The following is a 21,835-nucleotide window of genomic DNA, read 5'->3' on the forward strand; positions in this document are numbered from 1 at the left end:
CGTCGTCCGGAGATCCCACATCCGAACCGAGGTGGTTGTGATGGGAATCGACCAGGGCACGGAAGCCGTCGGGGCAAGGGTGGACGCTCGCTCGGTCGTGGCGGACCTGCGAAGGGTGTATGCGTCCGGCAGGACCCGGCCCGTGCAGTGGCGGATCGCGCAGCTCGCGGGCATCGAACGGTTGGTCGTCGAGCGGGAGAGCGAGATCGCCGAGGCGCTCGCCGAGGACCTCGGGCGTAGTGCATTCGAGTCGTGGCTGATGGACGCCGCACCGCCACGCGCCGAGGCCGCGTACGCCCGCGCCCGGGTTCGCCGGTGGATGCGTCGTCGCCTCCGCCCGCTACCGGTGAACCAGATGCCGGCCGTCGGCTGGGTGCAGAACGAGCCGCTCGGTGTCGTACTGATCGTCGGTCCGTGGAACTACCCGTTCGTCCTGACGCTCAACCCGTTGGTGGCCGCGGTCGCGGCGGGCAACTGCGCGGTGATCAAGCCGTCCGAACTGACGTCGGCGAGCTCGCGACTCCTGGCGCGGCTGATTCCCGAGTACCTCGACCCCGATGCGGTGGTCGTGGTCGAGGGGGACGGGGCGGTCACCCAGGACCTGCTCGCACAGGGCGTCGACCACTGCTTCTTCACCGGTGGCACCGAGATCGGGCGGAAGGTGATGGCCGGTGCCGCACCCCATCTCACCCCGGTCACCCTCGAACTCGGCGGCAAGAGTCCCGTGATAGTCACCGCGGACGCGGATCTCGACGTCACCGCCCGCCGGATCGCGTGGGCAAAGCTGATCAACTCCGGGCAGACCTGTATGGCGCCCGACTACCTCCTGGTCGAGCGGTCGGTGCGCGACGCCCTCGTCGACCGGCTCGTCGCGACGGTCGACGAGTTCCGCTCGGGCGCGCCGGCCGCAGGCATGCGGATCGTCAACGAGCGTCAATTCGACCGCCTTGCAAGGTACCTCGCGGCCACCCGCGCCACGGTCGCGCTCGGCGGTGGCGCGGACCCTGCGACGCTCACGGTCGAGCCCACCGTGCTCGTGGGTCCGGATCCGGACGAGCCGGTGATGACCGAGGAGGTCTTCGGGCCGATCCTGCCGGTGCTGGCGGTCGATTCCCTCGACGAGGCGATCCGGTTCGTGGGTGCCCGACCGAAACCCCTCTCGGCATACCTGTTCTCCCGCTCCGCCGAGTCTCGGCGACGGGTGCTGGCAGAGCTGAGTGCGGGCAGCGTCGTGGTGAACCACCTGTTGTATCAGTACGCCGCTCCGGAGCTACCGTTCGGAGGGGTCGGTGCCAGTGGGATGGGCCAGTACGGCGGCAGGTGGGGCTTCGAGGCGTTGAGCCACCGAAAATCGGTACTGGTCAAGCCCTTCAAGCCAGACCCCCGGTTCGCGTACCCGCCGTACACCGACCGCGCCGTCGCGATCCTGCGCAGGCTGTTCTAGTCCTTCTTCGGCGCCAGCGCGGCGAGGGCGGCGGCGAGGTCCGATTCGACGCGCTCGCGATCGACGCCGAGTCCGCTCAGCGGGCCGGCGCCGTCCTCGATCTCGAGCAGGGCGAGCAGGACGTGCTCGGTCCCGATGTAGTTGTGGCCCAAGCGAAGTGCCTGACGGAAGGTGAGTTCGAGGACCTTGCGGGCCGCGGCGTCGTAGGGGATCAGCTCGGGCGCGTCGGCGGCGGGTGCGGGCAGCGTCGCGGTGACGGCGCCTCGGATCGCGTCGGCGTCGATGTTCTGCGATCCGAGCAGGATCACCGCGAGGGACTCGGGTTCGGCGAGCAGGCCGAGGGTAAGGTGCGCGGGCGTGACCGCGGCGGCACCGGCGGCCTTGGCCTCGTTGTGTGCGGCCGCGACGACATTGCGCGCTCGCGGGGTGAACTGGTTGAAGCCCTGGTTCGGGTCGAGGTCGGCGGCCGTGCCGGGATCCTTCGGGGTGAACCGCTTCTGCGCGGCCTGCTTGCTGACACCCATGCTGCGGCCGATGTCGGTCCAGGAGGCGCCGGTGCGGCGGGCCTGGTCGACGAAGTGGCCGATGAGGTGGTCGGCCACCTCGCCGAGATGGTCGGCGGCGAGCACGGCGTCGGAGAGTTGCGCGAGCGGATCGGCGTGGACCTTCTTGATCGCGTCGATCAGGTCGTCCAGGCGGACGGAGGGCGTGAACTGCAGCGGTTCGGACATGCGTCAACCCTAGGTTGACGACGGCGATGCGTCAACCGTTGGTTGACGCATCTCAGGGTGTCGCGCAGGTGCGGCAGGTGCCGAAGATCTCGACCGTGTGGCTGACGTCGGTGAAACCGTTCTCCTCCGCGATGGTGTGCGACCACTGCTCGACGGTCGGCCCCTCCACCTCCACGGTGAAGCCGCAGGTCCGGCACACCAGGTGATGGTGGTGGCCCGAGGAGCAGCGCCGGTACACCGACTCGCCGGAGTCGGTGCGCAGCATGTCCACCGTGCCGGCCTCGGCGAGGGTCTGCAGGGTGCGGTAGACGGTGGTCAGGCCGATGCCCTCGCCGCGTTTGCGCAACTCGTCGTGCAGGTCCTGCGCCGAGCGGAACTCGTCGATCTCGTCGAGCAGTGCCGAGATCGCGCTGCGCTGCTTGGTGGCGCGCACGCCGACGGCGACGGGGCTGCGCTGGCCGGTCTTCTCGGTCACGGTCACTTACCTTCCTCGGCGTGGGCGACGGCGTCGACCACGATGTGTGCCAGGTGGTCGTCGACGAGACGATAGAGCACCTCGCGACCGTTGCGCTCGCCGCGCACGACGCCCGCCGCCTTGAGCACCCGCAGGTGCTGGCTGATCAGCGGCTGGGTGACGCCGAGGGTCTCGACGAGCTCGTGCACGCAGCGCTGCTCCTCGCGCAACTGCAGCACGATCGCGATCCGCACCGGTGCCGCCAGCGCGCGCAGGATGTCGCCCGCCGCGGACAGCGTGTCCTTGCCGGGCAAGGCCGCGGGCGGGGTCGAAGCCGAGAGCTCGTGCACGGTGGAGTCGGAGTGCAGGTCGTCGGCGTCGGTGATGCTCACTCGGGCTGCTCCTCGCGTCGGGTCCCGGCCAACCTTATTGCAAATCAATTCCATTTTGATATGCACGAGTATGCATGTCAAACGCCGGTTGGGTCGCTCTCGTCGCGACCGATAGGCTGGTGCGAGAAAACCGCACGTGACCGCAGCATCTATTACCCAGATGGAGAGCTTCCCCAGTGGCACCCAAGTCCAAGGTCGAAACCGTAACCAACCTCGCCAAGCGTCGAGGACTCGTCTTCCCTTGCGGTGAGATCTACGGCGGAACCAGGTCCGCCTGGGACTACGGCCCGCTCGGCGTCGAACTCAAGGAGAACATCAAGAAGCAGTGGTGGCGCAGCATGGTCACCAGCCGCGACGACGTCGTCGGCCTCGACTCCTCGGTGATCCTGCCCCGTCAGGTGTGGGTGGCCTCCGGCCACGTCGGCGTTTTCAACGACCCGCTCGTCGAGTGCCTGAACTGCCACAAGCGGCACCGCCAGGACCACCTGCAGGAGGCCTACGCGGAGAAGAAGGGCCTCGACAATCCCGACGACGTCGCGATGGACGTGCTGGGCTGCCCCGACTGCGGCACCGTCGGACAGTGGACCGAGCCGCGCGACTTCAACATGATGCTCAAGACCTACCTCGGCCCGGTCGAGTCCGAGGAGGGCCTGCACTACCTGCGCCCCGAGACCGCCCAGGGCATCTTCGTCAACTTCGCAAACGTGCTCACCACCTCGCGCAAGAAGCCGCCGTTCGGCATCGGCCAGATCGGCAAGAGCTTCCGCAACGAGATCACCCCCGGCAACTTCATCTTCCGCACCCGCGAGTTCGAGCAGATGGAGATGGAGTTCTTCGTCAAGCCCGGCGAGGACGAGCAGTGGCACCAGTACTGGATCGACACCCGCCTGGCCTGGTACACGGACCTGGGCATCGATCCGGAGAACCTGCGCCTGCTCGAGCACCCCGAGGACAAGCTCTCGCACTACTCGAAGCGCACCGTCGACATCGAGTACCGCTTCGGGTTCCAGGGCAGCGAGTGGGGCGAGCTCGAGGGTGTCGCGAACCGCACCGACTACGACCTGCGCGTGCACGAGGAGTCCTCGGGCCAGGACCTGAAGTACTTCGACCAGGCCACCGGTGAGCGCTACACCCCCTACGTGATCGAGCCGGCAGCGGGCCTGACCCGGTCGCTGATGGCGTTCCTCGTCGACGCCTACCAGGAGGACGAGGCGCCGAACGCGAAGGGCGGCGTCGACAAGCGCACTGTGCTGCGCCTGGACCGCCGGCTCGCGCCGGTCAAGGCCGCGGTGCTGCCGCTCAGCCGCAACGAGGCGCTGAGCCCCAAGGCCAAGGACCTCGCCGCGGCGCTGCGCAAGAACTGGAACATCGAGTTCGACGACGCCGGCGCCATCGGTCGCCGCTACCGCCGTCAGGACGAGATCGGCACGCCGTTCTGCATCACCGTGGACTTCGACACCCTCGAGGACCAGGCCGTCACGGTCCGCGAGCGCGACTCCATGGAGCAGGAGCGGGTCTCGCTCGACAAGGTCGAGGGCTACCTCGCCCAGCGTCTGATCGGCGCCTAGCGGCTGCGCCGCCTGTGCGCGATCGGCACCTCAGCTCGGGTCCCGATCGCGCACGGGCGCGTCAGCGCTTCACATGGGCGCGGGCCACGAGTTCCATGGTCACCGCGACCGCGCAGGTCTGGGCGAGCAGCAGCCCGACCAGCACCAGGATCTGCACCGCACCGGCCTGAACGGCCGAACCGCTGGCCAGCAGCACACCGACGAACGCGCCCGGCAGGGTCACCAGCCCGACCGTCCGGGTCTGGTCGAGGCCCGGCAGCAGGGCGTCGGTGGCCGCGGTCCGGATCACCTCCATCCGCGCGTCCCGCAGGCTCAGTCCCAGACTCAGCGCCGCCTCGACCTCCCCGTACCGCTGGGTGATGGCGTCGAGCGCGCGTTTGGCCGCCAGCGAGGTGGCCGTCATCGCACCGCCGAGCACGATGCCGCCGATCGGGATGATCGCCACGCCCTGCAGCGGGACGACGCCGCTGACCAGCAACAGCGGCAACACCGCCCCGAATCCGACCGCCAGCGCGACGGCCAGCCACGTGCCCGACCACCCGGCATCGGCCCGACGGGCGGACGTCACCGCCGCCGCCGCGAACATCAGCAGCAGCACCAGCGCCGCCGACCACAGGTGCTCGAGGGCCGCCGTCAGCACCAGCGACACGACCGCGAGTTGCAGGGCGCCGCGGAACGCCGCGGCTGGGACGGTCAGCGGGTGGTCGAGGGCGGCGATCCGGTAGACCACCGCGGCAATCACGGCCATCACCGCGCAGACGACCGCCAGTGCGAGCCCGGGGTGCGCCAGCGCGGTGCTCATCTAGAACCGGCCGCTGCGGCCGATCCGGCCGGAGCTGCTCGGCCCGCCGAACGAGCCGGGCCCGCGGCTGCTGCCGCCGCCTCCGCCACCCCGATTGCCCCAGCCGCCGCTCATCCCGCCGCGGATCATCGAGTCGATCAGGATTCCGCCCAGGATGGCGCCGGTGTTCGAGCCGGAACTCGCCGGTCGCCGCTTCGCCTCCCACTGCTGCACGTCGGACTGGGCCAGGCGCAGGGCCCGGGCGCCGAGGTCGCCGGCCGCCTGCGCGTGCTGCAGCGCCTTCGACGGATCGCTCTGCGCCAGCTGGCGGGCGGCGTCGAGGTGGCGCTGGGCCTCCGACAGCCGGGTGCGGGCCTCGGCGCCGACGGCGCCGCGCCGGGTGCCGATGAAGTCGGCCGCCGCGGTCAGCTGCGCGTTGGCGGCGGTGATGTCCTGGGTCAGCTTCTGCGCGGCCCGCTCGGACCGCTGCCTGGACTCGTTGGCGGCGGCCAGCACCCGGTCCAGCTCGGCGTCGGCGCCGGTGAGCTCGGTCAGCGAGCCCAGGGGGTCCGTGTCCTGGCCGGCCTCGGCCTTCGTCAGCGCGGCCTGCGCGGCAGTGCGGGCGGCGACCAGTTCCGGACCGCCGTGCGCGGCCAGCGCTTCCGCCGCGGCGATGTCCTTGCGTGCGTCCTCGAGCGCGTCCGGCAGGGTGGCGATGGCCGCCCGGATGTTCTCCGCGGCGTGGTCGATGCCGTCGAGGAGCTCCCGGGTCTGGTCGACGGCGGACTCGGCGGCGCGGATCGCGACGACCGCGGGACCCTGCTTGCCCGCCGGCAACGCGACCGCGGCCCGACCCGCGGTGACGCTCTGGTCCGCGAACGCCAGTTGCTCGCGGGCGAGGGCGACGTTGTTCGCCACCGAAGCCAGTGCGGGGGCGGGGAATTCGCCGTGGAGTGCGGTGAGGGTGGTCTCCGATGCGGGGACCCGCACGGTCAGTTCGACGATGTGCTGGGTGAGCGCGTCGAGGCGGGCGGGCGCGTCGATCAGCAGATCGCGCATGCCGTCGAACTCGGTGACCCGATCGTTGAGTTCCCGGTCCGCGCGGCTGCAGGTGGAGATCAGCTCGATCAGCATGCTCCGCTGCTGATCCGGGGTCTCGGGGACGTCGTCGTCGAGGCGCTGGCGGATCGTGAACGCCGACGCGAGGGTGGACTTGGCGACCTCGAACGCGGCGGTGAAGGTCGCGGTGGCCGCGTCGCCGAACTCGCCGCGGGCCAGGTTCAACTCCTCCTCGCTGGTGCGAATCGCGTTGTCGGTCTCCACGAGTACCGCCTTGGCGCGCGCGTCGAGTGTCTCGATCGGCAGCGTCGCGATCGCCGCGGTGTCGGTCCAGTCGACGTCCTTCGCTGCTTCGACGCCCCGGCGGATCCGGTCGCTGCGGCGCCTGCGGCTGTACAGCACCGCTCCGCCGGCTCCCACGATGATCACGCCGCCGCCGATCAGCAGGTACTTCGCGGTGCCCCCGCCGCCCGAGTTGCTCATCGCGTCGCCGAGTCCGCCCGCCATCGAGATCGCGGCCCCGGACCAGTCGTCCTCGCGCAGCGCGGGAACCACGGCGTCGCGTTCGATCGCCGCGATCTCCGCGTCGGTGACTCCGGACAGGTTGCCCGGGACGTTGAGTGCGTAGGCGCGGTCACCGGTGGCGACCGCGAGCAGAGCGGACTCGTCGCCGAGCCCGCTCGACTTGACGGTCTTGCTCGCCCACTGGTCGGCGTCCATGCCGCCGAAGTTGTCGACGTAGACCACCCAAAGTTGCACGCGGTGCTCGTCGAACAGGCTGTCCAGCGCCGACTGTACGTCGGTGCGCTGGTTCGCGTCGAGCACGCCCGCCGAATCGGTGATCTGGGAGGGCAGCCGGAGCGGGGCGTCGGCCGACGCCGTGCCGGGCAGGCAGATCATGGCCAGCAGCGCGGCGACCGCGGCGAGGGCCCCGGCGATCGAGAGGCTGCGCCGACCGGGTCGACCGGGAACGCGCGGATGGGCGAAAGACATGGCATGAATCTATCTGTACCGACCGCGATCGCGCCGTCATCGGCGGCCGCAGGTCGGCCCGTGACAGCTGTCACGGGCAAGTCGTGACGGACGGCCGAGGCGCGCCCGCCCGCCGCCGAGCAGGGTGGGACCATGACCACAGCAGCGATCGAACTCCGAGATCTCCGAAAGCGGTTCGCGACCCCCGGGGGACCGCCCGTCCAGGCCGTGGACGGACTGAGCCTGACCGTCGCGCCCGGCGAGATCGTGGCGTTCCTCGGGCCCAACGGCGCAGGCAAGACCACCACCATCGACATGCTGCTCGGGCTGGCACGGCCGGACTCCGGCCGGGTGTCGGTGTTCGGGGGCGGTCCGGAGGAGGCGATCGCCACCGGCCGGGTCTCCGCGGTGATGCAGAGCGGCGGCCTGCTCGACGACCTGACCGTCGAGGAGACGGTGCAGCTGGTGGGCTCGCTGTTCGCCACCACCGCACCGGTCTCGGAGGTGCTGGCCCGCGCCGGCATCGCCGACATCGCGGGCCGGATGGTCGGCAAGTGCTCGGGTGGGCAGCAGCAGCGGCTGCGGTTCGCGCTGGCGCTGCTGCCGAACCCCGACCTGATCGTGCTCGACGAACCGACCACCGGCATGGACGTCGAGGGCCGCCGCGACTTCTGGAGCGCCATGCGAGAGGACTCGAGCCGGGGACGCACGGTGCTGTTCGCCACCCACTACCTCGACGAGGCCGACGCCTACGCCGACCGGATCGTGCTCGTCAGCCGCGGCCGCGTGGTCGCCGACGGTAGCGCCGCCGAGATCAAGAACCTCGCGTCGGGGCGGGTGATCAGCGCGAGTCTGCCCGGCGCGGACCAGAATCGGCTGCTCGCCATCGACGGTGTCGACTCCGTCGAAGTGCGTGGTGAGCGTGTGGTGGTGCACGCGAAGGACTCCGACGCGGTGGCGCGGTACCTGCTGGGGCACACGGATGCCCGCGACCTCGAGATCTCCTCGCGGGGGCTCGAGGACGCCTTCCTCGCCCTCACCACCAACCGCGGCTACGCCACCCAGGAGGCCTGATCATGTCCGTCACCACCGCCGACCCGTCGGCCCGCAGGCTCCCCGTCGCGGGCGGCTTCAGCCTCGGTTTCCTCGCTCTCGAACTGCGCCGGATGCTCCGCAACAAGCGGACACTGATCTTCACCCTGGTGATGCCGCCGGTGTTCTTCGCGATCTTCGGCATCCAGTCCGACTTCCGGACGCAGACCTACGGTTCGGGCAATGTCACGGCGTACGTGATGATCTCGATGGCCGTCTACGGCGCGATGCTCGCCACCACCAGCGGCGGAGCGATGGTCTCCATCGAGCGGGCCCGGGGGTGGAGCAGGCAACTGCGGTTGACCCCGCTGCGCCCGATCGCCTACGTGGCCACCAAGATCGCCGTCGCGATGACCCTCGGACTCGCGTCGGTCGTGGTGGTCTTCGTGGTCGGGGGTGTGCTCGGCGCGCAGCTGCCGGTCCTCGCGTGGGTGGGCTGCTTCCTGCTCGCCTGGCTCGGATCGCTGGTGTTCGCCGCCTTCGGCCTGTTCATGGGCTACCTGCTGCCGTCGGAGAACGTCATGCAGATCCTCGGGCCGGGACTGGCGGTGCTGGCGTTCGCGGGTGGACTGTTCGTCCCGCCGTCCGGGTGGTTCGAGACCGTGTCCAAGGTCTTCCCGACGTACGGTGTTGCCGCCCTTGCCCGTTCGCCGCTCGGTGAGATCGGTGGCGGAACCCTCGCCGTGGCCCTGGTGAATCTGGTGGTGTGGGCGTCGGTGTTCGTGATCGGTGCGGCGGTGCTGTTCCGCCGCGACACCGCGCGGGTCTAGGCCGCGGACTAGCGTCATGCGCGTGAGCGAGCTGAGTCGAGAAGAACCGCGGGCCCCCGGCCGGATGGGTTTCCTGTTCGCGGCCATCTGGCTCGTCTACCTCGCGTACCCGGTGTCCTCGGCGCTGCAGCTGACGGACACCGCGGCCAGGGTGTTCGCGCTCGTGCTGATCGCGACCTTCGGCGTCGCGTACGTGGTGAGCTTCGTGGCGTTCCGGACGGTCGAGGGGCTGCGAGAGCAGTGGCCGCGTCCGGAGCCGAAGGTCGTGTACGCCTGGCTCGCGGTGCTCGCCGCGATCATGGCCCTCGCGACGATCCCGCTGGGTTCGGACGCGTTCGCACTCGCGATCTACATCGCGGCGCTGGCGGCCATCACCCTGCCCACCGTCCAGGCGTGGACGGTGGTGGGGGTGCTGGCGGCTGCCGTGTTCGCGGTGCCGCGACTGGTGGACTCCGAGCAGACGCAGGACTTCCTCGCCTTCCAGCTGGTCGTCGCGGCCTTCGCCGCGTGGGGGATCGGGCAGGTGATCTACCGGAACATGCAGTTGGCGGCCGCCCGTGAGCAGCTCGCGACGATGGCCGTCGCGGAGGAACGGCTGCGCCTGGGCCGCGACGTGCACGACATCCTGGGACACTCGCTCACCGTGATCACCGTCAAGACCGAACTCGCTCGCCGGCTGCTCGATGTCGACATCGACCGTGCGCGAGCCGAACTCGACGACATCGAGGCGCTCGCCCGGGAGGGCCTCGCCGGCGTCCGCGACACCGTCGGCAGGCTCCGGGAGGTGAGCCTCGAGGGTGAGCTGGCCAACGCGCGGTCGGCGTTGCGCGCGGCCGGGATCGACGCGGTGCTCCCCGACGGCGCCCAGGACGTGCCCGCCGCACGCCGCGAGGTGTTCGGGTGGACGCTGCGCGAGGCGGTGACGAATGTGGTGCGGCACAGCGGGGCGTCCCGGTGCGAGGTGCGTCTCACGGCGTCGACCATCGAGATCTGCGACGACGGCACCGGGCTGCGCGCCGACGCGACCGATCGTGGCAACGGGATCTCCGGCCTGCGGGAACGGCTCGGAGACGCGGGCGGCGCGCTGCGACTGTCGCGGCCGCCGGACGGCGGCTTCTGCCTGGCGGCGGTGTTCCCCGACGCCGCGCCCGAGCGGGGGCGGCGATGACCGAGCCGATAACCCTGCTGATCGCGGACGACCAGGCGCTGGTGCGCGGCGCCCTGGCCGCGCTGCTCGATCTCGAGACGGACCTCAGCGTGGTCGCGGAGGTCGGGCGCGGCGACGAGGTGCTGGGCGCGGTACGCGCGCATCGACCCCAGGTCGCGCTGCTGGACGTGGAAATGCCGGGCATGGACGGCATCTCGGTCGCCGAGCAGCTGCACCGTGAGTGCCCGGAGGTCCGGATCCTGATGGTCACCACCTTCGGGCGGCCCGGCTACCTGCGTCGAGCGATCGACGCCGGCGCGAGCGGATTCGTGGTCAAGGACACGCCGGCGCGCGAACTCGCGGACGCGGTGCGCCGGGTGCACCTGGGGCTGCGGGTGGTCGACCCGACGCTCGCGACCGAAACCCTGGCGACGGGCGCGTCGCCGCTGACCGCGCGCGAACGCGAGGTGCTCCGTGCGGCGTCCGGCGGCGCGAGCACCGGGGTGATCGCGAAGACCCTGCATCTGTCCGAGGGCACCGTGCGCAACCACCTGTCCTCGGCGATCGGGAAGACCGGCACCAGCACGCGCGGGGAGGCCGTCCGCGCCGCCGAACGGCTCGGCTGGCTCTGACCGGGCGTGCCGTTGGTCCGTTGCACGTGCCGCGGCTGGCAGACTTGCGGAGTGAGCTACTCAGCAGCAGACGCGCGAGACACCGATCGTCTCGGGTTCGGGGGAACCCTCGCCCGGTGGTCGCGTCGCGTCGTGGTCGGGTCGATCCTGATCGCCGTGCTGCTCGTCGGTGGCACCGCGTTCCGGGTGTGGCAGGTGGCCCGGATCAACGATCTCACCCATGCCGACGCGATCGTGGTGCTGGGCGCGGCGCAGTACTCGGGGACGCCCTCGTCGGTGTTCGAGGCGCGGCTCGAGCAGGCCGCGAAGCTGTTCGAGGAGGGCGTCGCGCCGACGGTCGTCACCGTCGGCGGCAAGCAGATCGGCGACGAGTACACCGAGGCCGCGTCCGGCCGGAACTACCTGATCGGTCGCGGGGTGCCGGGGGACCGGATCATCGCGGTCGAGGAGGGCTCCGACACCCTGCGCAGTATCGAGGGCGTCAGCCGGGTGATGGGGGAGCACTCGATGGACTCCGCCGTCCTCGTCAGCGACCCGTGGCACTCGCTGCGGACCCGCACGATGGCCCGCGACGCCGGGCTCGAGGCCTGGACCGCGCCCACCCGGCAGGGGCCCGCCGTCTTCACCCGCGAGTCGCAGATACACGGAATTGCCAGGGAGACAGGGGCTTTGGTGTGGTATCAGTTGACCCACTTCTCCGCGGACTTCCCGTACACGGCGGGTCAGTGACCTCAGTGGCCTACACCGAACACGACCTCGAGCGCCGCGTCGTCGAGGCACCCAAGACCGGTGGGCTGCCCGGCACGTCCGCGCGTCGCAGCGACTTCTCCCGTGACCGTGCCCGCGTGCTGCACAGTGCCGCACTGCGCCGGCTCGCCGACAAGACCCAGGTGGTCGGCCCGCGCGACGGCGACACCCCCCGCACCCGGCTGACGCATTCGATCGAGGTCGCGCAGATCGGTCGCGGCATCGCCGACGGACTCGGCTGCGATCCCGACCTCGTCGACCTCGCCGGGCTCGCGCACGACATCGGGCACCCGCCGTACGGACACAACGGGGAGAAGGCGCTCGACGAGGTCGCCGAGGGCTGCGGCGGATTCGAGGGCAACGCCCAGAACCTGCGGATCCTCACCAGCCTCGAACCGAAGGTCCTCGGCGCCGACGGCCACAGCGTCGGGCTGAACCTGACCCGGGCGGCCCTCGACGCGGCGATCAAGTACCCGTGGACGCGGCCGTCGCCCGGTGCCAAGTTCGGCGCATACGGTGACGACGCCGAGATCCTCGCGTGGGTGCGTGCCGGTGCTCCCGGGACCCGCCGCTGCCTCGAGTCGCAGGTGATGGACTGGGCGGACGACGTGGCCTACTCGGTTCACGACGTCGAGGACGGGGTGATCGCGGGCCGGATCGACCTGCGCGCGCTGGCCGACCCCGCCGAGCAGCGCGCCCTCGCCGAGATGGGGGCCTCCGAGTTCCGGGGCCTGGTCGTCGACGAACTCGTCGAGGCGGCGCGACGGCTGTCGGTGCTGCCCGTCGTGATGGCCGCCGGCGGCAGTTTCGACGGCACCCTGGCCAGTTCGGTGGCGCTGAAGAATCTCACCAGCGAGCTGGTCGGGCGGTTCGCGACCGCCGCGGTGTCGGCGACGCGGGAGGTCGCGGGTGGGGCGCCGCTGTCCCGGTACGCCGCCGACCTGGAGATACCGCCGGTCGTCGGCGCCGAGGTCGCTCTGCTCAAGACCGTCGCGCTGCGGTACGTGATGTCCGACGCCGGACACAAGACCAAGCAGGACCGCCAGCGCGACCGCATCCACCGGGTCGCGGAGTGGCTGACCCGCACCGCCCCCGCCGGGCTCGACCCGCTGCTGTTGCCCGCCTGGGAACGGGCGGGCGACGACGCGGCCCGCACCCGGGTGATCGTCGACCAGATCGCGTCGTACACCGAGAGCCGGCTCGAGCGCGTCGACAAGCAGAGCCTCGGCGCCCAGGCCAGCTGGGGCTGACGCGGGCGCCTACGGGAGTACCTGCGCCATCACGCGCAACGTGTTGCCGCCCATGATCGCCCTGATCTCGTCGTCGCCGTGGCCCCGGTCGCGCAGCTCCTGGGTGATCACCGCGATCTTGCTGGTGTCCCACGCGACGGTGGTGGAGCCGTCGTAGTCGCTGCCCAGTGCCGCGGTCTGCAGACCGCCGACGGCGATCACGTGCTCGAGCGCGTCGACCACCGCGGCCGGGGTCAGTTCGCACACCGCGGCGTCCCAGTAGCCGATGCCGACGACACCGCCGGTCGCCGCCACCCCGCGGATCTCGTCGTCGGTGAGGTTGCGGTTGACGTCGCACGTCGCCTGCACGCCCCCGTGGCTGGCCACGACGGGCTTCGTCGCGAGCGCCAGCATCTCCGCGATCGCGGTGTGGCTGGCGTGGGCGATGTCGACGATGACGCCGCGCCGCTCCATCTCGGCGAACACCTCGCGGCCCAGGTCGGTGAGCCCGCCCTTGACCTCGCCGTGCATGGAGCCGCCGACCTCGTTGTCGAAGAAGTGTGTGAAACCGGCCATCCGCATACCGGCGTCGTAGAGCCGGTCGAGGTTCTCGATCCGGCCCTCGAGGTTCTGCAGGCCCTCGACCGAGAACAGCGCTCCGGTGACGTCCTGCCCGGCCGCCCGGTCCGCGAGCAGGGTCTCCAGGTCGCCGCGGGTACGCACCACGCGGAGCTGACCGTCCGAGTCCGCGGCCGCGTTCGCGAGCTTGTCGGCGTGGTAGAGCGACCGCTCGAGCAGCGAGCCCCACGTGCGCGGCGGCTGCAGTTGCGCGATGGTCAGGAGCGAGATGTTGTCGGTCTCGTCGGAGTTCGACTCGTAGTTCTGGCCCTTCGGCGACTTCGACACCGACGAGAACACCTGCAGGGCCACGTTGCCGTCCTGCAGACGGGGCAGGTCCATGTGACCGCGATCGGAACGCTCGAGGAGGTCGCGATCCCACATCAGGGTGTCCGAGTGCATGTCGGCGATCTGGAGGCTGTCGTGGAGCGCCTGGGTCGGCGGGGTGACCTCGGGCAGGTCACCGGGCTCGACCGTGTTCATCCGCCGCTCGACGGCGCCGGGAGCGATCGTGAAGAACGCGACCGCGGCGGCGGCGGCGAGGACCGGGGCACCGATCAGGACGCGGCGCAGCCATGTGCGCTTCGGGGACGACATGGCGCGAATCCTACGGTCGGGACGCGGTGGCGCAGGCCCTAGACTGTCCCCGTGGCCGGCCGAATTCCTGAACGAGACGTAGCGGCCATTCGTGAGCGGACCCACATCGAGGACATCGTGGGCGAGTACGTCGCGCTCAAGCGCAGCGGCGGCGACTCGATGAAGGGCCTGTGCCCGTTCCACGACGAGAAGTCCCCGTCCTTCCACGCCCGGCCCAACCACGGCACGTACCACTGCTTCGGCTGCGGCGAGGGCGGCGACGTCTACTCGTTCCTGCAGAAGATCGAGCACATCTCGTTCGTCGAGGCGGTCGAGCAGCTCGCGGACCGACTGAACTACACCATCTCCTACGAGGGCGGCGGGCCGTCGGTGCAGCGGGACCGCGGCACCCGGGCCCGGCTGGTCGCGGCCAACGCGGCCGCTCAGGAGTTCTACGCGGCCCGGCTGCGCGAGCCCGACGCCCAGACCGCCCGCGACTACCTGACCGAACGCAACTTCGACGGTCAGGCCGCCGTCACCTTCGGCTGCGGCTACGCCCCCGACGGCTGGGACACGCTGACCAAGCACCTGCTGACCAAGGGGTTCGAGGCCAAGGAGATCATCGACGCCGGCCTGGCCACCCCCGGCAAGCGCGGCACCCCGATCGACCGGTTCCGGCGCCGGCTGGTGTGGCCGATCCGCAACCTCGGCGGCGACGTGATCGGCTTCGGCGCCCGCAAGCTCTTCGACGACGACACCATGCCCGGCAAGTACATCAACACCCCAGAGACCATGCTGTACAAGAAGTCTCAGGTGCTCTTCGGTCTCGACCTGGCCAAGCGGGACATCGCCAAGGGGCACCAGGCGGTGATCGTCGAGGGCTACACCGACGTCATGGCGATGCACCTGGCCGGGGTCAAGACCGCCGTCGCGGCCTGCGGCACCGCGTTCGGCGAGGACCACCTGGCGATGCTGCGTCGACTGCTGATGGACGACAGCTATTTTCGCGGAGAGGTGATCTACACCTTCGACGGTGACGCGGCCGGTCAGGCCGCCGCGATGAAGGCGTTCGAGGGCGACCAGAAGATGGCCGGTCAGACCTACGTGGCGGTCGCGCCCGACGGCATGGACCCGTGCGAACTGCGTCAGGCCTCCGGCGACGCCGCCGTCCGCGACCTGGTGGCCCGCCGGATTCCGATGTTCCGGTTCGTGATCAGGTCGCTGCTCGCCGAGCACGATCTCGAGACCGGTGAGGGCCGTGTCGAGGCGCTGCGGCGCACGGTGCCCGTCGTCGCCCAGATCAGGGACGCCGCGCTGCGGGAGGACTACGCCCGCCAGCTCGCGGGCTGGATCGGCTGGGACGACATCCCGACCGTGATCAAGCGGGTGCGGGACGAGAGTCGGCGCCAGTCGTCGCGGCGCGGGCAGCCGCAGCGGCAGGGCGGCTTCCGGGAGGCGCCCGCGGCGCCCGCAGCGGCGCCCGCGGGCCCGCCTCGGCCGAACCCCCGCGATCCCTCGCTGTGGCCGCAGCGGGACGCACTCAAGGCCGCACTGCAGTACCCGGAGGTCGCGGGTTCGGTGTTCGACTCGCTGCCGACGGAGACGTTCACCCATCCCGCCTACGCACTGGTCCGTCAGGCGATATTCGACGCGGGCGGCACCGCGGCGGGACTGGGCGGGGCCGAGTGGATGGACGCGGTGGGCAAGCTCGCCGACCCGTTGCAGTCGCTGGTGACCGAACTGGCGGTCGAACCGATCCGGGCCTCGGACGTGCCCAGGTACATCCCGCAGGTGCTCGCGCGGCTGCAGGAAGTGTGGGTCGGACAGCAGGTGGCCGACCTGAAGTCGAAGCTGCAGCGGATGTCGCAGGCCGACCAGCCGGACGAGTACATGTCGCTGTTCGGTGACCTGGTGGCGCTCGAGCAGTACCGCCGCAGCCTGCTCGAGCAGGCCGTCGGCGACAGTTCCGACGAGTACTGACCTACAGGCGATCGCGCGGGACGTAGATCGTGGTGTCCTTGTCGATGGCCTCGAGGGGCTCGAGTCGCGGCTGGGTGTTGAGGCTGTCGGAGAGCTTCTGCCTGCCGACCTCGATGACCTTCTTGGTCGCCGGGCTGCTCGCGACGGCCTTCGCCGTCCGGCTGATCTGTTCGTAGCGGGCGCGGCCGGCCTTCGTGCCGAGCACGTACCCCGCGGCGACCCCGATCAACAAGCGCATCATCCGTGTTTTCCTCCCGTCGAGCGGCCTGACACAGTCTGCCTGATGGGTCTGCGGGCAGGCGATTTGGTACCAGGGTGGGTCTATGGGTTAAAGTCTGTTCCGCAGCCAGGCGCAAGCGAGGGCTGCCGAAGTTAATCCCCTGTAGCTCAATTGGCAGAGCTTCCGACTGTTAATCGGACGGTTGCTGGTTCGAGTCCAGCCGGGGGAGCTTCACGAAAGTCCCCGATCCGCCGCGAAGCGGGTCGGGGACTTTTTCGTTCCCGGCCCGGCCCGGCCCGATTCCCCCGAGTGGCCGCGTCACTGCTCACCCGCAACGCATGAGGCGGGGCCGATCGACATGCAGCAGGCTCGAGTCCACCGACGAGATTCGAGGAGATACGGAATGGACGACGGCACAGTCGCGAACGATCTGGCCAAGGCGCTCGAGGGGATCAGCGTCCCGGACCGCATGGACACCCCGCTCGGAGTCTTCGAGTTCGTCGACGGCGTGCCGAAACCCGAGACGACCACCAGATTGTATGACGCACTGGACTTTCTGCGTGGCGTCGACGCATTCCTCAACGCGGTGCCCGGGGCGTCGCTCGTGGCGATGCGTCGGGGCCTGCGCAGCGTCGGGGTCGACGGACCCAACGTCCTCGCGATCACCGATCCGCGCGCGAACTCCGGCAGCTTCTTCCTGACCCCCAACACCGAGACCACCTACGGCACCCTGTTCATCGACCTGCGCGACGGACCGGTCGTCATCGAGACCCCGCCGGACTCGCTGTGCGTGGTCGACGACTTCTGGTTCCGCTACGTCACCGACATGGGTATCGCGGGCCCCGACAAGGGGGCGGGCGGCAAGTACCTCTTCCTCCCGCCCGGCTACGACGGTCCCGAACCCGACGGCTACTACGTCAACCGCACCCCGACCTTCACCAACTGGGCGGTCCTGCGGGCGCTCGGCGGCGTCGACGCGATCAAGCAGACCCGCGTGTACCGGCTCGACGACGCGCAGGATCCTCCGGCGATGACGTTCGTCAACGTTGCCGAAGAGGCCTTCAACACGGTGCACTCGAACGACTTCTCGTTCTTCGAAGAGGTCGACGAGCTGATCCAGGAGGAGCCGCCCGGGTCACTGGACCCCGAGCGCGCCGGGCAGCTCGCCGGGATCGGGATCGAGCACGGTCGGCCCTTCGCGCCGGACGAGCGGCTCCGTCGGATTCTCGACACCGCGGCGAAGACCGCGGCCGGAATCAGCCGGGCGCTGGTCTACTCGCCGCGCGATCCCGAAGCCTTCGTCTTCGAGGGTGCCTCGTGGAAAGAGGGGTTCGTCGGGGGCAGCTACGAGTTCCTGCGCCGTCAGGCGCGATTGCTGGACGCGCGGACCCAGTTCCACTACTTCGCCACGGTCATCACACCCGCGATGGCCCATGCGCAGGTCGGCGCCGGATCGGCGTACGCGTACACGGCCGAGGATTCGCACGGGCGGGCGCTCGACGGCGGCAAGACGTACCGGCTGGTGCTCCCGCCGAATCCGCCGGCGAAGAACTTCTGGTCCGTCGACATCTACGACACGCAGACCCGCTCGCTGCTGCAGACCGACAACCCGTACCCGAGCGTCATGAGCCTGACCGGCGACGTCCGGGAGGAGTCCGACGGCTCCATCGTGCTCTGGTTCGGTCCGACGGCGCCCGCGGGCAGGGAGACGAACTGGATTCAGACCGTCGCGGGCAAGAGCTGGTTCCCCATGCTCCGCCTCTACGGCCCGCTCCAGCCGTGGTTCGACAAGCAGTGGCAACCCGGCGAGATCGAAGAGGCGCTGTGAGGGGCGCGGCCGGTACCCCCTGCACGTGACGATGCTTACCTCGGCGCGACCGGGGTACGGGACCTTTGGCCCTGTCGTCGGGCGGTGTCGAGCGTCAGGCTGGGGAGGTGGCAATTGTGCAGAGTGACCTGATCGACCGTTCGACGACGCCCTCCGGCGGGTGCGCGCCCCTGCTGGCTCCGCGCGATGCGGGTGAGCACGTGGCCCGGGCTCGATTCGTCCTGGCGATGCTCGCGGCCGTGACGGTGGTGACGCTCACGGCGCTGCTGGCTGTCGTCATGCCCTGACCCAGGGCGCGCATCGGCACCGGGCACCCTCGACGTACCGAGGGGGCACCGGTGCCGGTAGCATTTGGCCGTCCAGCCGTTCAGGTTCCGGACGAATGGGGCGGTAGCTCAGTCGGTTAGAGCCGTGGACTCATAATCCATTGGTCGCGGGTTCGAGCCCCGCCCGCCCCACGTCAGTGGGTCACAGTGTGCTGGACTCTCACTTCCCGTGTGCGGCCTTGTATTCCAGCGCGTACGCGATCTTGCCGGGCTTGGCGTCGGAGTACGGCTTCGACAGCTTGGCGAACTCGCCCTTGTCCTCGGTCTTGCCGTCGTTCCACTGGGGGAGGGCGCCGAGCTGTCCGGCGGTGAAACCGCTGTCGACGACGGTGCCGGCGGGCAGCGCGGTCTGCGCCTTGGTGACCTTCTTGACGGTGTCGAGGTAGCTGGCGAGGTCGCGCTGGTTCCAGCCGCTCAGGTCGGCCGCGTCCTTGTCCCTCAGCCAGGCGCCCCAGTAGAACTCCTGGAACGGGATCGTGCCGGCCGTGAAGCCGATGTCCCGGGCGAAGTACATGAGGCTGCGGTACTTGTCGTCCGCGAAGTTGGCGAGGCCGACCCCGTCGGGCAGCGTGTCGACGGCGACCGTCTTGCCGTTCACGTCGCGGTTCCAGACCCATCCGTTCTTCTGCATCTCGGCCCAGAAGTCCTTGACGGACAGGCCGCTGAGGTTGCCGAGGATCCGGAGGCGAACGTGCACGTTCGGACCCTCCGTCTCGAAGAAGGAGGTCAGGGTGTGGTGACCGTCGGTCAGGTAGAGCTTGCCCGCGGGGCCGACGACGGCGGTCTTCATCGGCGCGATCGAGTCGGGCGTCTCCTTGCCGACCGGCAGCTCGCAGGTGAACGAGCCGGGGTCGGCGATCTTGGCGGCCGGAGTGACGGACACGGCCTTGACCTGGCCGTTCGCCTCGCACCAGTCGTCGAACTTCTTGTTGATCGTGTCCTTGCCGAGGGTGTACCGGCCGAGCTTGTAGAACACCTCGTCGTAGCCGAGCGAGGGCTGGGTGGCGTGCACGTCGCCGATCCGGACGTCGAGCAGGTCGCCGGTCTGGGCGCAGCGGTACCGGTAGTCGAGCGCGGACCCGCTCGACAGCAGGTCCGTGAGATCGCCGGCGGACGGGCCGCAGATCCGCGTCGCGGGCGCCGGTGCGGCGGCCGTGGTGCCGGCCGCGCCGAGGGTGCCGGCACCGACGAGGGTGAACGCGGCGAGTGCCGTCAGCGCGGTGCGCGAGGTGATTGACATGGGTAGGTCAGCTCCTGATCGACGGGGCAGTGTCCCGTCACCCTGATCGGCCGTGGTGACGCTACGGCCACTCGTCGGTGGACGAGGCCCGGCCGGAGGGTGAACGGCCGTAGCATCGACCCATGGCGATCACCCCCGACACCAAGAACTGGACCTGGGTGCTCGAACGTCCTTGTCCCGACTGCGGATTCGATCCGGCGTCCGTGCGGTTCGATCAGATCTCGGACCTGGTGCGGGCGAATGTCGCCCGCTGGCCGGCCGTCCTCGCGCGGCCGGACGTCGCGGTCCGGCCGAACGAGCAGACCTGGTCCCCACTCGAGTACGCGGCGCACGTGCGTGACGTCTTCCGGGTGTTCCGGGGCAGGCTCGAGCTGATGCTCGCGCAGGACGACCCGTCCTTCGCCGACTGGGACCAGGACGCGACCGCGGTGGCCGAGCGCTACGCGGAGGAGGACCCGCGGACGCTGCTCGTGGAGCTGACCGACGCCGGCGCGGCGGCCGCGGACGCCTTCGGGGCCGTTCGCGTGCGGGACCGAGACCGCCGGGGGCTGCGCAGCGACGGATCCGCGTTCACCGTGGCGACGCTGGCGACGTACTTCCTGCACGACCCCGTCCATCACCTGAATGACGTGCGCGGCTGACGGACGTTTGTCCAGTTCATCGGCCGCGCGGTGCCGTCGCGGCCGGCGGACACGCCGACCTGACCGCGGGGTAACCGCCTCTCACCTGCGAATTCACCACTACGTTAGACCGTGCTACGAAATTCGCTTAGAACGTGTTCCAATTCTTCCGATTTCCGGCTATCGTGTGCCCTTGTGATAACCGTCACCTCGATCACGAGAAGCTGACGCGGAACGAAAGGCCGGTACGAAATGAAGACAAAGGGCGCGCTCCTGTGGGGCCTCAACGAGCCGTGGTCGGTCGAGGAGATCGAGCTCGGTGACCCGCGTGACGGCGAGGTCCAGATCCGCATGGAGGCGGCCGGAATGTGCCACTCCGACTACCACATCGTCACCGGCGCCACCCCGATGCCGTCCTTCCCCGCGCTGGGCGGGCACGAGGGCGCCGGCGTGGTCACCAAGGTCGGCCCGAACGTGAAGAGGCTGAAGGAGGGTGACCACGTCGTGTTGTCCTTCATCCCGGCCTGTGGCACCTGCGACCCCTGTACGCAGGGTCATTCGAACCTCTGCGACCTGGGCATGGGACTGCTGAGCGGCCAGTCCATCTCCGACGGCTCGTACCGCATCCAGGCCCGCGGCCAGAACGTCATCCCGATGTCCCTGCTCGGCACGTTCTCGCCCTACATGACCGTGCACGAGTACTCCGCGGTCAAGATCGACGAGCACATCCCGTTCGAGGTCGCCGCGCTCGTCGGCTGCGGCGTGACGACGGGCTGGGGCTCGGCGACCAACGTCGCGCAGGTCCGTCCGGGTGACACCGTCGCGATCGTCGGCGTCGGCGGCGTCGGTATGGCCGCGCTGCAGGGCGCGGTGGTCTCGGGCGCACGCCACGTCATCGCCATCGACCCGGTCCCGTTCAAGCGAGAGCAGGCCCTCAAGTTCGGCGCCACCCACGCCTACGCGAGCCTCGAAGAGGCCATCGTCCCAGTCATGGAGCTGACCTGGGGAAAGATGTGCCAGAAGGTCATCCTCACCATGGGTGAGATGGACGGCGCGATGGTGGATCCGGCGCTGACCCTGACCGCCAAGACGGGCACCTGCGTCGTGACCTCCATGGGCAACATGTCCGACATGGACGTGAAGATGAACCTCTTCCTCTTCGCGATGCTGCAGAAGACACTCAAGGGCAACGTCTTCGGTGGCGCCAACCCGCGTCACGAGATCCCGATGCTGCTCGACCTGTACAAGTCGGGTCAGCTCAACCTGCAGGACATGATCTCCAACACCTACAGCCTCGAGCAGATCAACGAGGGCTACCAGGACATGCTGGACGGGAAGAACCTGCGCGGCGTCATCAAGTACACCGACGCGGACCGTTAGACCGCACCCGCACTCGACTGCGCCGGGCC

General features: G+C 69.9%; 21 protein-coding genes and 2 tRNA genes. 15 read left to right on the forward strand and 8 right to left on the reverse strand.

Annotated elements, in window-relative coordinates; translation table 11 throughout:
• The first annotated feature begins 40 nt into the window (after positions 1–40).
• Entirely contained in the window at positions 41–1,444 is a 1,404-nt protein-coding gene (locus ACFXGJ_RS06940) for an aldehyde dehydrogenase family protein (protein WP_378617611.1), read from the forward strand.
• On the opposite strand, the gene ACFXGJ_RS06945 is transcribed toward ACFXGJ_RS06940, so the two are convergent.
• Genes ACFXGJ_RS06945 through ACFXGJ_RS06955 form a run of 3 tightly spaced genes read right to left on the reverse strand, consistent with a single transcriptional unit; the run spans position 1,441 to position 3,021 of the window.
• A complete protein-coding gene (locus ACFXGJ_RS06945) occupies positions 1,441–2,175 on the reverse strand; it encodes a Clp protease N-terminal domain-containing protein (RefSeq protein WP_378617612.1) in 735 nt (244 codons plus the stop codon). The genes ACFXGJ_RS06940 and ACFXGJ_RS06945 overlap by 4 nt on opposite strands.
• Positions 2,176–2,227: 52 nt before the next feature.
• A complete protein-coding gene (locus ACFXGJ_RS06950; protein ID WP_378617634.1) occupies positions 2,228–2,650 on the reverse strand; it encodes a Fur family transcriptional regulator in 423 nt (140 codons plus the stop codon).
• 2 nt (positions 2,651–2,652) lie between these two features.
• Positions 2,653–3,021 carry an ArsR/SmtB family transcription factor gene (locus tag ACFXGJ_RS06955; RefSeq protein WP_378617613.1) on the reverse strand — a complete coding sequence of 123 codons (369 nt, stop codon included), beginning with the start codon at positions 3,019–3,021 and terminating at the stop codon, positions 2,653–2,655.
• A gap of 176 nt (positions 3,022–3,197) precedes the next feature.
• Between ACFXGJ_RS06955 and ACFXGJ_RS06960 the strand changes: the two genes are divergently transcribed.
• Entirely contained in the window at positions 3,198–4,589 is a 1,392-nt protein-coding gene (locus ACFXGJ_RS06960; RefSeq protein ID WP_378617614.1) for a glycine--tRNA ligase, read from the forward strand.
• Positions 4,590–4,650: 61 nt separating this feature from the next.
• Here the strand turns inward: ACFXGJ_RS06960 and ACFXGJ_RS06965 are convergent, their stop codons facing one another.
• Together ACFXGJ_RS06965 and ACFXGJ_RS06970 are read right to left on the reverse strand one after the other, a co-directional pair.
• On the reverse strand, positions 4,651–5,391 hold the full coding sequence (locus tag ACFXGJ_RS06965; protein ID WP_378617615.1) for an ABC transporter permease: 741 nt from the start codon (positions 5,389–5,391) through the stop codon (positions 4,651–4,653).
• Positions 5,392–7,422, reverse strand: a complete 2,031-nt coding sequence (locus tag ACFXGJ_RS06970) for a TPM domain-containing protein (RefSeq protein WP_378617616.1) — start codon at positions 7,420–7,422, stop codon at positions 5,392–5,394. It abuts the gene before it with no gap.
• A gap of 132 nt (positions 7,423–7,554) precedes the next feature.
• On the opposite strand from ACFXGJ_RS06970, the gene ACFXGJ_RS06975 reads away from it, so the two are divergent.
• From ACFXGJ_RS06975 to ACFXGJ_RS07000, 6 genes are read left to right on the forward strand one after another with little or no spacing between them, the layout of a single operon-like run.
• Positions 7,555–8,475: an ABC transporter ATP-binding protein gene (locus ACFXGJ_RS06975; RefSeq protein ID WP_378617617.1), complete on the forward strand. Its 921-nt coding sequence runs from the start codon at positions 7,555–7,557 to the stop codon at positions 8,473–8,475.
• A gap of 2 nt (positions 8,476–8,477) precedes the next feature.
• On the forward strand, positions 8,478–9,263 hold the full coding sequence (locus tag ACFXGJ_RS06980; protein WP_378617618.1) for an ABC transporter permease: 786 nt from the start codon (positions 8,478–8,480) through the stop codon (positions 9,261–9,263).
• 22 nt (positions 9,264–9,285) lie between these two features.
• Entirely contained in the window at positions 9,286–10,431 is a 1,146-nt protein-coding gene (locus ACFXGJ_RS06985) for a sensor histidine kinase (protein WP_378617619.1), read from the forward strand.
• The gene (locus ACFXGJ_RS06990; protein WP_378617620.1) at positions 10,428–11,042 is read left to right on the forward strand and encodes a response regulator; all 615 of its coding nucleotides are present in this window, start codon (positions 10,428–10,430) and stop codon (positions 11,040–11,042) included. The genes ACFXGJ_RS06985 and ACFXGJ_RS06990 overlap by 4 nt, the downstream gene beginning before the upstream one ends.
• 51 nt (positions 11,043–11,093) lie before the next feature.
• Positions 11,094–11,771: a YdcF family protein gene (locus tag ACFXGJ_RS06995; protein WP_378617621.1), complete on the forward strand. Its 678-nt coding sequence runs from the start codon at positions 11,094–11,096 to the stop codon at positions 11,769–11,771.
• Positions 11,768–13,039 carry a deoxyguanosinetriphosphate triphosphohydrolase gene (locus tag ACFXGJ_RS07000; protein WP_378617622.1) on the forward strand — a complete coding sequence of 424 codons (1,272 nt, stop codon included), beginning with the start codon at positions 11,768–11,770 and terminating at the stop codon, positions 13,037–13,039. Before ACFXGJ_RS06995 ends, ACFXGJ_RS07000 begins: the two co-directional genes overlap by 4 nt.
• Positions 13,040–13,048: 9 nt before the next feature.
• Here ACFXGJ_RS07000 and ACFXGJ_RS07005 read toward each other — a convergent pair whose 3' ends face one another.
• A complete protein-coding gene (locus ACFXGJ_RS07005) occupies positions 13,049–14,233 on the reverse strand; it encodes a dipeptidase (RefSeq protein ID WP_378617623.1) in 1,185 nt (394 codons plus the stop codon).
• Positions 14,234–14,284: 51 nt separating this feature from the next.
• Here ACFXGJ_RS07005 and dnaG point away from each other — a divergent pair, with 51 nt between their 5' ends.
• Positions 14,285–16,192, forward strand: coding sequence for a DNA primase (dnaG, locus tag ACFXGJ_RS07010; RefSeq protein ID WP_378617624.1), 1,908 nt, complete (start codon positions 14,285–14,287; stop codon positions 16,190–16,192).
• Position 16,193: 1 nt separating this feature from the next.
• Here the strand turns inward: dnaG and ACFXGJ_RS07015 are convergent, their stop codons facing one another.
• Positions 16,194–16,433, reverse strand: a complete 240-nt coding sequence (locus ACFXGJ_RS07015) for a hypothetical protein (RefSeq protein ID WP_378617625.1) — start codon at positions 16,431–16,433, stop codon at positions 16,194–16,196.
• Positions 16,434–16,568: 135 nt separating this feature from the next.
• Between ACFXGJ_RS07015 and ACFXGJ_RS07020 the strand changes: the two genes are divergently transcribed.
• The 4 genes from ACFXGJ_RS07020 to ACFXGJ_RS07035 all read left to right on the forward strand — a co-directional run bounded on the left by ACFXGJ_RS07020 (position 16,569) and on the right by ACFXGJ_RS07035 (position 18,698).
• Positions 16,569–16,641 (forward strand) — tRNA-Asn (locus tag ACFXGJ_RS07020).
• A gap of 174 nt (positions 16,642–16,815) precedes the next feature.
• The gene (locus tag ACFXGJ_RS07025; protein ID WP_378617626.1) at positions 16,816–18,240 is read left to right on the forward strand and encodes a DUF1254 domain-containing protein; all 1,425 of its coding nucleotides are present in this window, start codon (positions 16,816–16,818) and stop codon (positions 18,238–18,240) included.
• A gap of 107 nt (positions 18,241–18,347) precedes the next feature.
• On the forward strand, positions 18,348–18,527 hold the full coding sequence (locus tag ACFXGJ_RS07030) for a hypothetical protein (RefSeq protein ID WP_378617627.1): 180 nt from the start codon (positions 18,348–18,350) through the stop codon (positions 18,525–18,527).
• 97 nt (positions 18,528–18,624) lie between these two features.
• Positions 18,625–18,698 (forward strand) — tRNA-Ile (locus tag ACFXGJ_RS07035).
• A gap of 28 nt (positions 18,699–18,726) precedes the next feature.
• Here ACFXGJ_RS07035 and ACFXGJ_RS07040 read toward each other — a convergent pair.
• Entirely contained in the window at positions 18,727–19,806 is a 1,080-nt protein-coding gene (locus ACFXGJ_RS07040; protein ID WP_378617628.1) for a ParB/Srx family N-terminal domain-containing protein, read from the reverse strand.
• Between the two features lie 122 nt (positions 19,807–19,928).
• Here ACFXGJ_RS07040 and ACFXGJ_RS07045 point away from each other — a divergent pair, with 122 nt between their 5' ends.
• Both ACFXGJ_RS07045 and ACFXGJ_RS07050 read left to right on the forward strand, forming a co-directional pair.
• Complete coding sequence (locus ACFXGJ_RS07045) at positions 19,929–20,447, forward strand: DinB family protein (RefSeq protein ID WP_378617629.1); 519 nt, start codon at positions 19,929–19,931, stop codon at positions 20,445–20,447.
• Positions 20,448–20,678: 231 nt separating this feature from the next.
• Positions 20,679–21,806: an NDMA-dependent alcohol dehydrogenase gene (locus ACFXGJ_RS07050; RefSeq protein WP_378424246.1), complete on the forward strand. Its 1,128-nt coding sequence runs from the start codon at positions 20,679–20,681 to the stop codon at positions 21,804–21,806.
• The last annotated feature ends 29 nt before the right edge of the window (positions 21,807–21,835 follow it).

This window comes from Rhodococcus sp. NPDC059234, assembly GCF_042754225.1.
Lineage (GTDB): Bacteria > Actinomycetota > Actinomycetes > Mycobacteriales > Mycobacteriaceae > Rhodococcus_G.